This window comes from Janthinobacterium sp. PSRC1-1, assembly GCF_049897525.1.
Lineage (GTDB): Bacteria > Pseudomonadota > Gammaproteobacteria > Burkholderiales > Burkholderiaceae_D > Janthinobacterium > Janthinobacterium tructae.
In genome coordinates, this window is the sequence record NZ_JAFCWK010000013.1 from 130,855 (window position 1) to 145,572 (window position 14,718).

Sequence of the window (14,718 nt, forward strand, 5' to 3'; positions counted from 1 at the left end):
AGGATTGCGATGAAATCTCACATTTTCCTGCTGCCGCTGCTGCTTTCTGCGGCCGTTCCCTGCCAGGCGCAAGCGCAAGCGCCCCAGACGCCGATGCCGGGACAGATCCTCGTCACGGGCACCCTGGCCGACGAAGCGGGCAAGGCGGCCGTGCTGGCCCGCCTGCGCGAACTGTATGGCGCCGAGCGCGTGGTCGACCAGATCGCCATCGGCAACGTGGCCGTGCCGGCCAACTGGAACGCCTACGTGCAAAAACTGATCGCGCCGAACCTGAAGCTCATTTCGCGGGGGCAGATCAGCATCGCCGGCAACAACGTCAGCGTGCGCGGCGAAGTGGCCAACGAGGCGCAGCGCCAGCAGATCGCCAGCGACATCGCCACCAGCCTCAATCCCACCTACATCGTCAATAATGGCTTGCGCGTCAAGGCGGCCGAGGCCGAGCAGGGCTTGCTCGATGCGGCGCTCGATAAACGCATCGTTGAATTCGACAGCGGCAAGGCTTCCATCACGCCGGCCGGTCTGGCCATCCTCGACGAGATGGCGGCCGTCATGCTCAGGCTGCGGGGACGCAAGGTGGAGGTGATCGGCCACACGGACGACACGGGCCTGCGCGCCAGCAATGTGGCCCTGAGCCAGGCGCGCGCCGAAGCCGTGCGCGCCTACCTGGCCGGCAAGGGCATCGTCGCCGATTCGGTGCTGGTGTCGGGCCAGGGACCGGACCGTCCCGTGGCCAGCAACGCCACGGCCGATGGCCGGGCGAGAAACCGGCGCATCGAGTTCCGCATTGCTCAATGAAGCACGCGCAATGATCAGGGCAAGGTGATCGTCAAATTCGCCGGGCGTGGCGCCAGTTTGACCAGGTCCGCATACGCGGCCAGGGTCGTTTGCGTGCCGCGCGTCAGATGCGTTTTCAGGCCCAGGTAGGCGCAGATGGCCAGCAGGGCGAAAAAGCTCGACAGCGCCCACAGCGGCACGTCGCTGCCGCGTTTGTTGATCACCTGGTCGGGGCGTTCCGCGCGCGGCGCGAAGCCGCAGCTCTTGCCCTTGATGTGGGCGATCTCGTCGCCCAGGCGCGCCGTCAGGTAGCTGAGTTTTTCGCCGCCGTCGATCGCATACTTGCCCTGGAATCCCAGTAATAAACACATGTGGAAAACCTGCAGCGCCTGCACGCGCATGGCGCCCTTGCCGCGCAAGGCGTCGAGGCGGTCGAAAAAGTGTTCGCCCGCCAGCTGGTCGCCAAAGATCAGCAGTTGCAGCGGGCGCCGCTCCCACTGCTTGCGCAGGGTGAACGGCGAGGCCAGGATGATTTCATCGACGGCCGCGCAGAATGCATACTTGGCCGCCTCGATATCGTCGCCATCGGCGCGGATCTTTTTCGCTTCGCGTTCGAAGTCGTCGAGGAAGGCCGTGATGCGCTCCATGAAGCTTTGCTCGTCGCCAGGTGCCGAACCGTGCTTGAGCATGAACAGCATGTAAAAGCCTTCGTGCATCAGGTCCAGCAGGGCGCTGCCGGCATGCCGGCTGTTGCCTGCAGGGCCGGCACCGCGTGGTCCCAGCAGGGAGGGCGCCGCGCGCCGTTCGATGAGCTGGCTCATGCCGTCACCGCGATCAGTTCCAGCTGCAGGTCGCGTATGCCGGCCGGCACGTAGACGGAAATCGACTGCGCCTTGAGCATCTGCTCATACAGCGCGCCGCGGTTTTCAAGCGCAAAATAATAGGTGTCGGGGCGCACGGGAATGGCCGCCGGCACTTGTGGCGCATGCGACAATTTGAGGCCGGGCATGGCCGTGAGCACGCATTTTTCCACGTCGTCGGGCGCGCCCACCTTTACCCGCAGCGGCACCACGTCGACCAGTTCGATGGCGGGCATGGCGGCGCGTATCGCCAGGTACAAAGTGGTGTGCTGGTCGATCTTGCCCGAATCGAGCTTGCCCAGGTAATACGACGGCTTGTCTTCCAGCAGGGCGATGGAAAAGTACTTCGACGAGATGACGGTGTCGAGCAGTTCGCGGATGATCGCGTCGATGGCGTCGAAGCAGGCGCCCGGCTGCGCGTGGTCGTAGGCGGGCAGGCTGGCCAGGGTGTAGTGCTTGGAGTAGCTGAGCAAGCCGCCCGCCAGGCCCAGCAGCGCCTCGTACAGGCGCTCCGGATGCAGGGCCGGATGGCGTACATAGTGCATCAGCGCGGCGGCGGCCGTGCTGACCGTGTGCAGCAGCCAGAACGAGGACACGTCACCGGAGCGAAATTCGATCACGTTGCGGCTCGGCTCGCGGTGGTGGCCGTGCAGCGCGCTCACTTTCGCCTGCAGTGCGTCGAGCAGGTGTTCCAGCACGCCTTGCAGGCGCGGCGCGCCGGCGATCGCCAGGCTGGGCGCCATGAACGATGGCACGGGCTCGAAGCCGCCCGACACGGTGCGCCGCAGGGCGATCAGCGGCAGGCAGTCGTAGGAGCCGCGCGCCTCGCTGTCGGGAATCAGGCGCACCATCTTCTTCAGGTACGCCACGTCGGCCACGGCGGACTCCGTAAACAGGTCGGGCGTGGCGCGCATGGCGTGCGCAAAGCGCGTGGTGGCAGGCGTGCCCGCCGTTGACGCCTGCGCCGTGTAATTCAGGCCGTCGCGGTTGAGGATGGGCAGCGCCGCGTAGTACGTCACTTCCTGCACCGCCGGCGGCAGCGCTTCCAGGTCCACCGGCGGGGGCAGGGTATCGCTGCCCGGTGCGCCGTCGCCCAGCGCCTCGAACACTTCGCCGTCGCGGAAGATCGCCGACAGGGCCAGCAGGCGCAAGGTGCCCGTCTGCAGCGCCGCCAGGTCCCACTGCAGATGCGCCACGCCCCACAGGTAGGGATGCAGCGCGCTGGCCGTGTGATGCAGGCGCGCTTCGTGATACTGATCCTGGCGCTGGAAATGCTGCGGCCGCAGGAACAGGCCTTCTCCCCACAAGACTTTCGCTGCCATGCCCATTGCGTTTCTCCTCGTATGTGTGGCGTGCGGGTGTGCTTGATTCACTTGCGCTAGTGGCAGCGCGTGGCCGACAGCGTGGACATGCCTGCCACGCTGAGCGCGCAGGCGTGCAGGCCGACGGTGATGCCGCCGCGTTCCGCGTCGGCGGCGCCAAAGGTGGCGCGCCAGCGCTGTGCCGCAGGTGCGCGGAACAGCGCCACGACGCCGATGAAATACGCTTCCTTGCTGACTTTTTCCTGCACTTCGTAGCGCTGGCCCGGCACCAGCAGCACTTCCTTCACTTCCATCAGGTCGGCGCCCAGCGCGGCCTTTTCGCGCTGCGCGTCGAGGAAGCTGTCGTATGGGGCCTGCTCGAAGGCGGCGCTCTGGCGCAGTTTGTAGATGCGCGCCACCAGCGCCAGCGGCCGGCCTTCGGCATCGGTGTTGAGGCGCTGCGCCGCGTGCAGGCGGATGCTGACGTTGCGCGGCGGTTTTTGCGCGTCCGGCAGTTCGGGCGGCGGCTTGGCCACGCCGGCCATTTGCAGCGCCGCGTTGGCCAGGGTGCCGATGGCGCCGCCCGCGCAGCCGGCCAGCAGAAGGGCCGGCAGCAGTAGCGCGGTGGTGCGCGCCAGGCGGCGGAGCGGGGCGTCAGATGGCATGGGCGATCTTTGTAAAAATGGTGAGTGGAAATAAAAGTCTTGCAGTCATTTAAACGCATGTGCCAGCGGCCTGCTTGCGTTGACGCAAAGTCCGCCTGCGATCAAGACAATTACTGCGCCAGATCAGGATTCATGGAGCTGTCCGCCGCTGTGGCACGGAACTTCTTCTTTGCTGATTAATCTCAATCTGGCAAAAAAATTGGCGATCAATAATGGCCTCCACCAAGGCGCCGCCCATCTTTCCCAGCGGTAGCGTCCTCCACGTGAAGGAATGCCCGATGAAGCCAGCCACCATGTTGCCCCGTATTGCCTGCCTCGCCAGCGCCTTGCTGCTGGCCGCCTGCGCCACGCCGGATCAGCCGGCGCCCACCAAACCTGCCGCGCCGACCCTGGCGCAAGTGATGAGCGAGGCCGATGCGGCAGCGCGCGCCGGCCAGTACGAACGCGCCATGACCCTGCTCAAGTCCGGTGGCAGCAGCTACCCGGCCGACAAGGCGCCGTGGCTGCAAATGGCGCAGATGAAGTTCGACCGCGGCCAGTACGGCGACGCCATCGGCCATGCGCTCGAAGCGCTGGAACGCGACCCGGATGACAAGGTCGCCAACAGCATCGTCGCCGTCAGCGGTTTGCGCCTGTCCGGCAAGGCGCTGGCCGACCTGTCGCGGCAAAACAATCTGAATGGCTCGTTGCGCTCGGAAGCGCAGGAGCTGGCCAAGCTGCTGCGCGCCAGCATCGGCGAAGACGTGCTGGTGCCGCCGGCCAGGCGCCCGCCGGCGGCCGGCAAGCGCGCCGCCGGTTCCGGTACGTCGGCGGCGAAGGGCGCGGCAGCGCCAGGCAGCGCGGCCGACCCGTTCAGCGGCTTGAAATAAGCCGGCATCCCCACCATCCCTTTGCAAAGGAAGCGACATGCCCAAGTCCGACAGCGTGCAAAAACGCCTGCAAAAGATACGCGCGCCGCGCGTACAAATGACCTATGACGTCGAGATTGGCGACGCGATTGAAAACAAGGAACTGCCCTTCGTGGTTGGCGTGCTGGGCGACTTTGGCGGCAATCCGGACAGCGAGAAAAAACGTCTGAAGGACCGCAAGTTCGTCGCCATCGACAGCCACAACTTCGACGAAGTGCTGGCCGGCGTCGAGCCGGTGGCGCGTTTCGCCGTGCCGAACCGCATCGGCGAGGCGGGCGGCACGTTCACCGTCGACCTGCACTTCCGCTCGATGGATGACTTCCGCCCGGAATCGGTGGTGCGCCAGGTCGATCCCTTGCGCAAGCTGCTCGAGGCGCGCACCAAGCTGGCCGACTTGCGCAACAAGCTGGCCGGCAACGACAAGCTGGAAGACTTGCTGACGGAAGTGCTGAACAACACGGACAGCCTGGCCACCCTGAAACCGCAGTTCCCAGCGCAGGAGGATTGAGATGAGCGCCCAGGCAGAAGTCCCAGAATCCCTCGCTGTATCCGCATCCGATGCCCCGGCCGCGACCGACTTGCTGGATCAGATCGTCGAGCAAAGCCGCGTCGCCAAGTCCGGCGCCGAGCATGCGCGCGCGCGCGACCTGATCTCGGAACTGGTGGCGCAGGTGCTCGACGGCACGGTGCTGATGTCGACCAGCCTGTCGGCGACGCTGGACGCGCGCGTGGCGGAGATCGACCGTTTGATTTCCGCTCAGCTCAGCGAAATCATGCACGCGGCGCCGTTCCAGCAGCTCGAACAAAGCTGGACGGGGCTGCGCTACCTGGTCGGCAATTCCGACACGGGCACGCGCCTGCAGATCCGCATGTTCAACGCCACCAAGCGCGAACTGGTGAAGGATTTCCAGGCCGCGCTGGAGTTCGACCAGAGCAGCATGTTCAAGAAGGTGTATGAAGAGGAATTCGGCACCTTCGGCGGCGCGCCGTTCGCCGCGCTGCTGGGCGACTTCGCCATTTCGCGCCAGCCGGAAGACATGTATTTCGTCGAGCAGATGTCGCACATCGCCGCCGCCGCGCATGCACCGTTCATCGCCTCGGCCGCGCCGGAACTGTTTGGCCTGGAAAGCTACGGCGACCTGGGCAAGCCGCGCGACCTGGCCAAGGTGTTCGACACCATCGAGTACGCGAAATGGAAAGCTTTCCGCGAATCCGAGGATGCGCGCTACGTGGGACTGACCTTGCCGCGCTTCCTGGGCCGGCTGCCCTTCAATCCCGTCGATGGCACCACGGTCGAAGGATTTAACTTTGTCGAGGAAGTCGACGGCAGCGACCATCACAAATACCTGTGGTGTAACGCCGCGTATGCGTTCGGCAGCAAGCTGACGCGCGCGTTTGCCGATTACGGCTGGTGCGCCGCCATTCGCGGCGTGGAGGGCGGCGGCCTGGTGGACGACCTGCCGACCCACACCTTCAAGACGGACGAGGGCGACGTGGCCCTGAAATGCCCGGCCGAAGTGGCGATCACCGACCGCCGCGAAAAGGAATTGTCGGACCTGGGCTTCATCTCGCTGGTGCACTGCAAGAACACGGCGTATGCGGCGTTTTTCGGCGCGCAGTCGGCGCAGAAGAGCCGCAAGTACAACAGCGACGCGGCCAATGCCAACGCGGTGCTGTCGTCGCAGCTGCAGTACATCTTCGCCGTCTCGCGCATCGCCCACTACATGAAGGCCATGATGCGCGACAAGATCGGCAGCTTTGCCGCCGCCTCCAACGTGGAAGATTTTTTGAACCGCTGGCTGATGCAGTACGTGCTGCTCGACGATAACGCCAGCCAGGAGCAGAAGGCGCAGTTCCCGCTGCGCGAGGCGTCCGTGCAGGTGCATGAAGTGCCGGGCCGGGCCGGCGTGTACCGCGCCGTATCGTTCCTGCGGCCGCACTTCCAGCTCGATGAATTATCCGTTTCGCTCCGACTGGTCGCGGAGTTGCCGAAGTCGACCAATTCATGATCCACCCATCTTTCAACCAGAGGAGCACACCATGGCAATCGATGTATATCTGCAGATAGACGGCATCAAGGGCGAGTCCACCGATGACAAGCACAAGGACTGGATCGAGTGCAAATCGGTCAGCTGGAGCGTCGAGCAGCCGAAGTCCGCCACCGCCTCGACGGGCGGCGGCCACACGGCCGAACGCTGCGAGCACAAGGACATCGTCATCTCCAAGCTGGCCGACCTGGCCTCGCCGGTGCTGCTGCAGACCTGCTCGGCCGGCAAGACCATTCCCAAGGCGCGCTTCGAATTCATGCGCGCCGACGGCCAGGGCGAGCGCGTCAAGTACTTTGAAATCGAAATCGAGAATGTCTTGATCGGCGCCGTCACGCCGAACGTGGAAGAAGGCGACATCCTCGGTGAACACGTCGGCTTCAAGTTCTCGAAAGTGAAGTGGAAATACACGCAGCAAAAAGTGACGGGCGGCGCTGGCGGCAATACCTCGGGCGGCTGGGACCTGGCCGCGAACCGCGTGGCTTGATCGATGGTGCGCGGCGCGCGGCGGCCACCAACGCCCGCGCGCCGCGCCGACTTTTCAGGAGAGCGCATGGACAGTTATGTACCCGGCCTGTTCGACCGCCTGATGGGCGACGGCGGTGCGGCGGCGGGCGGCGTGGCGGCGCGCCTGTCGCTCGATCAATTGAAGGATGCGGTGGCGCGCGATCTGGAAGAGCTGCTCAACACGCGCGTGGCGCTGCCGCCCGGCGCACTCGACGCCTATCCGGAATGCGCGGCCTCCATCGTCAACTATGGCTTGATCGATTTCGCCGGCATGTGTTTGTCCAGCAGCGAAGACCGCGCGCGCATCTGCGCCGCGCTGAAGGCCGCCATCGAGCGCCATGAGCCGCGCCTGCGCAATGTGCGCGCGCGCCTGGAGCGCGAAGCGGGCAGCATCAACCGCGTCGGCTTCGTCATCAGCGGCACTCTGGCCGTGATGTCCGGTGGCGAGACGGTCAATTTCGACGCCGTGCTGCAGCCGTCGTCGCTGCGCTATTCGATCAACCGCAAGGGAGCCGCCGCATGAGCAATCATTTGAAAACCCTGATCGCCAAGCTGAATGACACGTCGCGCACGGCTGCCACCCGCGCCGCCGGCATCTGCGTGGGACTGGGGCAGTATGAAGTCGATATCGAGCACCTGTTCCTGGCGCTGCTGGAACAGGAGCGCAGCGATTTCGTCACCATCGCGCGGCGCAGCGAAATCAGCCTGACGGCGCTGGAGGCGGACCTGCGGCGCGAGATCGGCGGCTTTCGCACGGGCAGCGCGCGCACGCCCGTCTTCTCTCCCCACTTGCCGCTGCTGTTCGAGCACGCCTGGCTGGTCGCCTCGCTCGATACGGCGCAGCCGGGACCCATCCGCAGCCGCCATCTATTGCTGGCGCTGCTGACGGAGCCGGAACTGTCGCAGCTCGCCTACCGCGGCTCGAAGCTGTTCGCCCGCTTCAGCGTGGAGCAATTGAAGCACCATCCGGACAAGCTGACGGCCGGCTCCGCAGAGGAAAGCGCGGCCGTACCGCAGCTTTCCGAAACACCCGACGATCCGCTTGCGACTTTGGCCAGCAAGACCCCGGCGCTGGACCAGTTCACCACCGACCTGACGCAACTGGCGCGCGACGGCAAGCTCGATCCCGTAATCGGCCGCGAGGGCGAGATACGCCAGGCCGTCGACATCCTGCTGCGCCGGCGCCAGAACAATCCTATACTCACCGGTGAGGCGGGCGTGGGCAAGACGGCCGTGGTGGAAGGCCTGGCCTTGCGCATCGCCGCCGGCGACGTGCCCGAGGTGCTGCAGGGCGCGCACATCCACGCGCTCGACATGGGCTTGCTGCAGGCCGGTGCCAGCGTGAAGGGAGAATTCGAAAGCCGCTTGAAGAACGTTATCGACGAGGTGGCGAAAAGCCCGCATCCCGTCATCCTCTTCATCGACGAGGCGCACACCATGATCGGCGCCGGCGGCCAGGCGGGGCAGAACGACGCGGCCAATCTGCTGAAACCGGCGCTGGCGCGCGGCGCCCTGCGCACCATTGCCGCCACCACCTGGAGCGAGTACAAGAAATATTTTGAAAAGGATGCGGCGCTGGCGCGGCGCTTCCAGGTGGTGAAGGTGGAAGAGCCCAGTGAAGACATTGCCTGCGCCATGCTGCGCGCCATGGCGCCGCTGATGGAGCGCCATTTCGGCATCCGCGTGCGCGACGCCGCCATCGTCGAGGCGGTGCGCCTGTCGCACCGCTACATCAGCGGGCGCCAGCTGCCCGACAAGGCCATCAGCGTGCTCGATACGGCCTGCGCCAAGGTGGCGCTGGGCCAGCGCGCCACGCCGGCGCAGCTGGAAAACGCGAACCGGCGCCAGGAACGCATCGGCGCGGAAATCGCCGCCCTGATGCGCGAGGCAAGTGACGGTGAAGCGCCCGGCAAGGCCGGCGCCGCGCGCCTGGCGCAGCTGCGGCGCGAGCATGAGGAAGGGCAGGCGCTGATCGCGGCCCTGGCGCAGCGCTGGGAGCGCGAAAAAACGCTGGTGGCGCAGATCGGCGACCTGCGCGCGCAGCTGCGCGGCGAGCGGCCGGGCGAAGTGGGCGCGGCGCGCCTGCTGGCGCTGAAGGAAGAACTGGCGGCCCTGCAGGGAGAGGCGCCGCTGTCGCCGCTGGAAGTCGATGCCCAGGTGGTGGCCGGCATCGTCGCTGGCTGGACCGGCATCCCGCTGGGGAAAATGCTCAAGGACGAGATCCGCACGGTGCTGACCCTGGACGGGGCGCTGCGCGAACGGGTGCTGGGACAGGACCACGTCATCGCGGCGGTGGCGCAGCGCGTGCGCACGGCGCGCGCCAGCCTGGACGACCCGAACAAGCCGCAAGCCGTGTTCCTGTTCACGGGACCGTCCGGCACGGGCAAGACGGAAACGGCGCTGGCGCTGGCCGACCTGCTGTATGGCGGCGAACGCAAGCTCATTACCATCAACATGAGCGAGTACCAGGAGGCGCACAGCGTGGCCGGCCTGAAAGGCTCGCCGCCCGGCTATGTCGGCTATGGCGAGGGCGGCGTGCTGACGGAAGCCGTACGGCGCCAGCCCTACAGCGTGGTGCTGCTCGACGAGGCGGAAAAGGCCCATCCCGACGTGCTGGAACTGTTCTTCCAGGTCTTCGACAAGGGCGTGCTCGATGATGCGGAAGGGCGCGAAGTCGATTTTCGCAACACCATCATCATCGCCACCTCGAACCTGGGTTCCGGCGCCATGATGGCCGCCTGCCTGAACCGGGCGGCGCAAGACTTGCCCACGCCGGCCGCGCTGGAAGAACTGGTGCGCCCGCAACTGGTGGCGCATTTCAAGCCGGCCTTGCTGGGACGCCTGAAGGTGCTGCCGTTCTATCCCCTGAACGACGCGGTGCTGGCCGAGATCATCGCCCTGAAACTGGCGCATATCGGCGCGCGCATCGCGCGCAACCACCAGGCGCAGTTCAGCCATGACGCGGGCCTGGTCGACGCCGTGCTGGCGCGCTGCACCGAGGTCGATTCGGGCGCGCGCAATGTCGATCAAATTCTCAACGGCAGCCTGCTGCCGGCCATCGCCGAAGCGGTGCTGGCGCGCATGGCAGACGGCGAGCCGATCGCCTCGATACGCGTCAGCGCCGGCAAGCAGGGGCAGTTCAAGTACACGATCCGATAATCCACCTTGCGGAGAGCGCCATGTTCAACCTGGAGCAGTTGCTGCATCCCGTCAGCGCCGTCAGCCCATGCGGCGAAGACATCACTTTCAGCCAGGAGCTCGACGCCATCGCGCGCGCGCGCCAGCACGACGATCCCAGCCTGGACCAGGGCGAGTGGGTGACGGCGCTGAAGGAAGCCGACTGGCCGTTCGTGGCGACGCGCTGCGAACAGCTGATCGCAGCGCGCAGCAAGGATTTGCGCGTGGCCGTCTGGCTGGCCGAGGCGCACGCGAAGACGCGCCACTTCCGTGGCCTGGGCGATGGCTACGCGCTGCTGGCCGGCCTGTGCGAGCGCTACTGGGATGGTCTGTATCCGCCGGCCGAAGAGGGCGACCAGGAACAGCGCATTGGCAATGTCTTCTGGCTGCTGTCGCGCACGCCGCAGCTGCTGCGCGAGATCCCGCTGACCGAAGGGACGGATGGCCTGTTTTCACTGCAGGATTTCGATGCGGCGCGCCAGCGCGCGGCGGCCAGCCTGGCGCAGGGCGCAGCGGAGCAGGGCTGGGGCGATACGCGCCACGACGACGCTGCGACCCTGGCGCAGATGGAGGCGGCGCGGCAAAGGAATACGCGCGCCTTTTCCGACGGCTTGCTGGCCGATGCGCAATACTGCATGCAGTCGCTGCTGGCGTTCGAACGCAGCGTCGATGCGCGTTTCGGCGCCGATGGCCCGAGTTTTCGCGCCGCGCGCGAAGCGCTGGAAAACGTCATTCACTGCATCGCGCCGCTGTCGCCCGGCGCGGACTTCGCTGCCGCGCCGGCCGCCGCCGGCCAGGGCGCCGATGGGGGTGGGGGCGCCATCGTGCATCGCCAGCAGGCGCTGGCCCAGCTGCGCCAGGTGGCCGATTTTTTTCGCCGCACGGAGCCGCACAGCCCCGTCGCCTACCTGGCCGACAAGGCCGCCAGCTGGGGCGAGCTGCCGCTGCACCTGTGGCTGCGCGCCGTCGTGAAGGACTCGGGCACCCTGGCGCAGCTCGACGAGATGCTGGGGACGAACAGCGCGAATGGGTGATCACTGTTGGCGCTTCCATGCTAATCTTTGGGCATGCCCAGAATGCCCATGTTGCCTGCCGCGCTATGCCTGTTCATCGCTGTCAGCGCGCAGGCCGGGACGGCGACGCCGCTGGTGATCTATGGCGACGACGATTATCCGCCGTACTCCTATGTCGAGAATGGCCAGCTGAAAGGGATCTACACGGAAATCGTGCGGGAAGCAACGCAAGCGATGCCGCAGTATGCGGTGCAGCTGCGCCCCGTGCCCTGGAAGCGGGGGCTGCTGATGCTGCAGACGGGCGAGGCATTCGCCCTGTATCCGCCGTATTCGTGGCGCAGCGAGCGGCCCTATGTGCGCTATTCCGTGCCGCTGCTGATGGAGCAGCTGGTGGTGCTGTGCAGCCAGGACGTGCTGGCGAAACGCGCGCTGCGGCAGTGGCCCGCCGATTATGGCGGCCTGCACATCGGCGTGAACGCGGGTTTCCTGCTTGGCGATGCGGCACTGACGGCGTCCTTGCGCGCCGAAAAAATCGTGCTCGACCCGGCCAAGGGCACGCGCACGAATCTGCTCAAGCTGATGCGCGGGCGCATCGATTGCTATGTCAGCGACCGCCTGTCGGCGCAATGGGAATTGCAGCGCATCCGGCGCGAGAGTCCGCCGGGCACGCCGATGCAGGCAATCGAGGAAATGGCGCAGCTGGCCGGCCAGCAGGGCCACCTGGGCTTTACGGTGCGCAGGCCGGCCACCTACCCCTATCGCGACGACTTTATCGAACAATTCAATGCCGCCATCGTGCGCATGCAAAGCAATGGCGCGATCCGCCGCATCGTCGACCGCGCGCTGCTACCCTGACCTTCCAACCCTGATTCCACCATCTGGAGATAAACATGAAAAAATTGCTGTTCCTGTGTGTGCTCGTGCTGGCCGGCTGTGTGGGCCGTCCCGAGAATATCGTGCCTGTCAACAACTTCGACACGACCCGTTATCTGGGGAAATGGTATGAGATCGCGCGCCTCGACCACTCGTTCGAACGGGGCCTGAGCCATGTGACGGCCGATTACAGCCTGCGCCAGGATGGCGGCCTGAAAGTGCTCAACCGCGGCTACAAGGATGCGGACGCACAGTGGAAGGAAGCCGAAGGCAAGGCGTATTTCGTCGACAAGAAAGACGTGGGCTACCTGAAAGTATCGTTTTTCGGCCCCTTTTATGGTTCCTACATTGTGTTTGACCTGGACCAGCAAGACTACAGCTATTCCATGATCAGCGGCCCCGACAAGTCATATTTGTGGTTGCTGTCGCGTACGCCGACCATGGATCCTGCCTTGCAGCAGCGCCTGGTCGAGAAAGCCCGGGGACTGGGTTTCGACACATCAAAATTGATCTATGTGAAGCAAAACTGACCCTGCTTGCATGCCGCCCGTTCGTGGCGGCATAGTACCTTGAAATTGTTGCTTTTCTGCATCTTATTTCTTGCAATACCATCCTGATTCACTCACAATCTGCCCCAAAGTGGTGCGCTGCGGCGCGCTGCCATTCTGGCGAGCTGGGTAACGTTGCGTCGCCGCTCGTGATTGCCGCACGGCAGATGCCTGCTATATTGGTACCTAGCAGCAAGTCGGTTTCGTGGCGTCTGTGCATTGTTTTTTTCAGATAGGAATCACGTAATGAAAAACCTCAAAATCGGCGTACGCCTCGGTGGCGCTTTTGCCGCCGTCCTGCTGCTGTTGACGAGCCTGACCGTGGTGGGCATCGTGCAGATGCAAAGCGCCAGCAAGGAAACCGATGCACTGGTCAATGTCGAGGTGCGCAATGAGCGCCTGATCGCCGAGTGGACCAAGGTCATCGAGGTCAACGCGGCGCGCACGGCCGCCGCCTGGAAAGTGAGCGACCCCGAACACCAGAAGCAGTTTGAACAGGAAATGGCGGTCTCGTCCGCCCGCGCCACGGAAATCCAGAACGCTATCGGCAAGAGCGAGCTGAACGCTGAAGAGCAGGCGCTGTTCCAGGAAGTGCTGAGCACGCGCAAGGCGTACACGGAGGTGCGCAAGAATGTGTTCAAGGCCAAGAATGCGGGCGACCTGGAACTGGGCAAGCGCCTGTACGAAGGCGACATGGCCACGAAGCGCGACATTTACCTGGCATCGCTGAACAAGATGGCCGTGCTGGAAACCAGATTGCTCGATGAAGCGGCCGCGCACATCCGTTCGCGCTACGAAAACGGCCGGCTGCTGCAAATCTCGCTGGGCGCGGTCGCCATTTTGCTGGGCATCGCCTGCGCCTGCTGGATCACGCGCTCGATCACGCGTCCCATCACGCGCGCCGTCGAGGTGGCGGAAGCCGTTTCCGCCGGCGACCTGACCAGCCATATCGTGGTGGACAGCCGCGATGAAACGGGGCAGCTGATGCATGCGTTGAAAAACATGAACGATAAACTGGTCAGTATCGTCGGCCAGGTGCGCGTCGGCACCGAATCGATCAGCACGGCGTCGAGCGAAATTGCCGCCGGCAACCTGGACTTGTCATCGCGCACGGAAGAGCAGGCCAGTTCGCTGGAAGAGACGGCGTCTTCGATGGAAGACCTGACCTCGACCGTGAAACGCAATGCCGACAATGCGCGCAGCGCGAATCAACTGGCCATCGACGCCTCGCAGATCGCCAGCAAGGGCGGCGTGGTGGTGTCGGAAGTGGTCAGCACCATGGGCTCGATCAACGATTCCTCGCGCAAGATTGTCGACATCATCAGCGTCATCGACGCCATCGCCTTCCAGACGAATATCCTGGCCCTGAACGCGGCCGTGGAAGCGGCCAGGGCCGGCGAGCAGGGCCGCGGTTTTGCCGTCGTGGCCTCCGAGGTGCGCAACCTGGCGCAGCGCTCCAGCGCGGCGGCCAAGGAAATCAAGGGCTTGATCGACGATTCCGTGCAAAAGGTCGAGGCCGGTTCGCAACTGGTGGACAAGGCGGGCCGCACCATGGACGAAATCGTGCAAAGCATCAGCCACGTGACACAGATCATGAACCAGATCACCGATGCCAGCGATGAGCAGCGCGCAGGCATCGAACAAGTCAACCAGGCCATCGGCCAGATGGACCAGGTGACGCAGCAAAACGCGGCCCTGGTGGAAGAGGCCGCCGCAGCGGCCGAATCCATGCAGGAACAGGCGGCCAAGCTGGCCGACGTGGTGGGCGTGTTCAAGCTCGATGCCACGCAGCACTCTGTTTCCACCGGTGCTGCCCTGTCTGTGAAAGCGCCTGCGCCGGTCAAAACTGCCGTGCAAGCGGCCGTACGGCGCGCGCCAGCACAGCCCGCAGCCGCGCCGGGTAAGGCGGCGCCAGCGGACGCTGTGCGCGCACGCGCGCCGAAGGCGCCGGTGGCGTCCGGCGCCGACGAATGGGAAGAGTTTTAAGGGCAGATTCCCCTTGGCATGGCGCGGGCGCTACAATCTCCGCTTGAAGACAGCCGCGAAC

General features: G+C 65.1%; 14 protein-coding genes. 11 read left to right on the top strand and 3 right to left on the bottom strand.

The features are described from left to right. Positions 1-9: 9 nt before the first annotated feature. Positions 10-795, top strand: a complete 786-nt coding sequence (locus ACP7DW_RS23845) for an OmpA family protein (RefSeq protein ID WP_426056846.1) — start codon at positions 10-12, stop codon at positions 793-795. 14 nt (positions 796-809) lie between these two features. Here ACP7DW_RS23845 and icmH read toward each other — a convergent pair whose 3' ends face one another. From icmH to tssJ, 3 genes are read right to left on the bottom strand one after another with little or no spacing between them, the layout of a single operon-like run. After that, positions 810-1,595 (bottom strand): type IVB secretion system protein IcmH/DotU, encoded by a 786-nt coding sequence (gene icmH, locus ACP7DW_RS23850; protein WP_426056845.1) that lies wholly within the window; start codon positions 1,593-1,595, stop codon positions 810-812. Beyond that, on the bottom strand, positions 1,592-2,962 hold the full coding sequence (gene tssK / locus ACP7DW_RS23855; protein WP_426056844.1) for a type VI secretion system baseplate subunit TssK: 1,371 nt from the start codon (positions 2,960-2,962) through the stop codon (positions 1,592-1,594). The genes icmH and tssK overlap by 4 nt, the downstream gene beginning before the upstream one ends. A gap of 50 nt (positions 2,963-3,012) precedes the next feature. Next, the gene (gene tssJ / locus ACP7DW_RS23860; RefSeq protein WP_298409890.1) at positions 3,013-3,600 is read right to left on the bottom strand and encodes a type VI secretion system lipoprotein TssJ; all 588 of its coding nucleotides are present in this window, start codon (positions 3,598-3,600) and stop codon (positions 3,013-3,015) included. Between the two features lie 278 nt (positions 3,601-3,878). Here tssJ and ACP7DW_RS23865 point away from each other — a divergent pair, with 278 nt between their 5' ends. From ACP7DW_RS23865 to ACP7DW_RS23910, 10 genes are all read left to right on the top strand, one after another. Continuing rightward, entirely contained in the window at positions 3,879-4,469 is a 591-nt protein-coding gene (locus tag ACP7DW_RS23865; RefSeq protein ID WP_298409891.1) for a tetratricopeptide repeat protein, read from the top strand. Between the two features lie 37 nt (positions 4,470-4,506). Beyond that, the gene (gene tssB, locus ACP7DW_RS23870; protein WP_298409892.1) at positions 4,507-5,016 is read left to right on the top strand and encodes a type VI secretion system contractile sheath small subunit; all 510 of its coding nucleotides are present in this window, start codon (positions 4,507-4,509) and stop codon (positions 5,014-5,016) included. A 1-nt stretch (position 5,017) separates the two neighbouring features. Continuing rightward, positions 5,018-6,517, top strand: coding sequence for a type VI secretion system contractile sheath large subunit (gene tssC, locus ACP7DW_RS23875; protein ID WP_298409893.1), 1,500 nt, complete (start codon positions 5,018-5,020; stop codon positions 6,515-6,517). 31 nt (positions 6,518-6,548) lie between these two features. Next, on the top strand, positions 6,549-7,040 hold the full coding sequence (locus ACP7DW_RS23880) for an Hcp family type VI secretion system effector (RefSeq protein WP_034750126.1): 492 nt from the start codon (positions 6,549-6,551) through the stop codon (positions 7,038-7,040). Positions 7,041-7,106: 66 nt separating this feature from the next. Then, a complete protein-coding gene (tssE, locus tag ACP7DW_RS23885; protein ID WP_426056843.1) occupies positions 7,107-7,583 on the top strand; it encodes a type VI secretion system baseplate subunit TssE in 477 nt (158 codons plus the stop codon). Continuing rightward, complete coding sequence (gene tssH / locus ACP7DW_RS23890) at positions 7,580-10,219, top strand: type VI secretion system ATPase TssH (protein WP_426056842.1); 2,640 nt, start codon at positions 7,580-7,582, stop codon at positions 10,217-10,219. The genes tssE and tssH overlap by 4 nt, the downstream gene beginning before the upstream one ends. 20 nt (positions 10,220-10,239) lie before the next feature. Continuing rightward, entirely contained in the window at positions 10,240-11,271 is a 1,032-nt protein-coding gene (tssA, locus tag ACP7DW_RS23895; RefSeq protein ID WP_426056841.1) for a type VI secretion system protein TssA, read from the top strand. 48 nt (positions 11,272-11,319) lie between these two features. Then, positions 11,320-12,105 (top strand): substrate-binding periplasmic protein, encoded by a 786-nt coding sequence (locus tag ACP7DW_RS23900; RefSeq protein WP_426056840.1) that lies wholly within the window; start codon positions 11,320-11,322, stop codon positions 12,103-12,105. A 35-nt stretch (positions 12,106-12,140) separates the two neighbouring features. After that, entirely contained in the window at positions 12,141-12,653 is a 513-nt protein-coding gene (locus tag ACP7DW_RS23905; protein WP_426056839.1) for a lipocalin family protein, read from the top strand. A 264-nt stretch (positions 12,654-12,917) separates the two neighbouring features. After that, positions 12,918-14,657, top strand: coding sequence for a methyl-accepting chemotaxis protein (locus tag ACP7DW_RS23910; RefSeq protein WP_426056837.1), 1,740 nt, complete (start codon positions 12,918-12,920; stop codon positions 14,655-14,657). The last annotated feature ends 61 nt before the right edge of the window (positions 14,658-14,718 follow it).

Bases quoted from the DNA above. Each gene is read 5' to 3' on its own strand.
- ACP7DW_RS23845 (WP_426056846.1), top strand. From the start codon at position 10: ATGAAATCTCACATTTTCCTGCTGCCGCTGCTGCTTTCTGCGGCCGTT.
- icmH (WP_426056845.1), bottom strand. From the start codon at position 1,595: ATGAGCCAGCTCATCGAACGGCGCGCGGCGCCCTCCCTGCTGGGACCA.
- tssK (WP_426056844.1), bottom strand. From the start codon at position 2,962: ATGGGCATGGCAGCGAAAGTCTTGTGGGGAGAAGGCCTGTTCCTGCGG.
- tssJ (WP_298409890.1), bottom strand. From the start codon at position 3,600: ATGCCATCTGACGCCCCGCTCCGCCGCCTGGCGCGCACCACCGCGCTA.
- ACP7DW_RS23865 (WP_298409891.1), top strand. From the start codon at position 3,879: ATGAAGCCAGCCACCATGTTGCCCCGTATTGCCTGCCTCGCCAGCGCC.
- tssB (WP_298409892.1), top strand. From the start codon at position 4,507: ATGCCCAAGTCCGACAGCGTGCAAAAACGCCTGCAAAAGATACGCGCG.
- tssC (WP_298409893.1), top strand. From the start codon at position 5,018: ATGAGCGCCCAGGCAGAAGTCCCAGAATCCCTCGCTGTATCCGCATCC.
- ACP7DW_RS23880 (WP_034750126.1), top strand. From the start codon at position 6,549: ATGGCAATCGATGTATATCTGCAGATAGACGGCATCAAGGGCGAGTCC.
- tssE (WP_426056843.1), top strand. From the start codon at position 7,107: ATGGACAGTTATGTACCCGGCCTGTTCGACCGCCTGATGGGCGACGGC.
- tssH (WP_426056842.1), top strand. From the start codon at position 7,580: ATGAGCAATCATTTGAAAACCCTGATCGCCAAGCTGAATGACACGTCG.
- tssA (WP_426056841.1), top strand. From the start codon at position 10,240: ATGTTCAACCTGGAGCAGTTGCTGCATCCCGTCAGCGCCGTCAGCCCA.
- ACP7DW_RS23900 (WP_426056840.1), top strand. From the start codon at position 11,320: ATGTTGCCTGCCGCGCTATGCCTGTTCATCGCTGTCAGCGCGCAGGCC.
- ACP7DW_RS23905 (WP_426056839.1), top strand. From the start codon at position 12,141: ATGAAAAAATTGCTGTTCCTGTGTGTGCTCGTGCTGGCCGGCTGTGTG.
- ACP7DW_RS23910 (WP_426056837.1), top strand. From the start codon at position 12,918: ATGAAAAACCTCAAAATCGGCGTACGCCTCGGTGGCGCTTTTGCCGCC.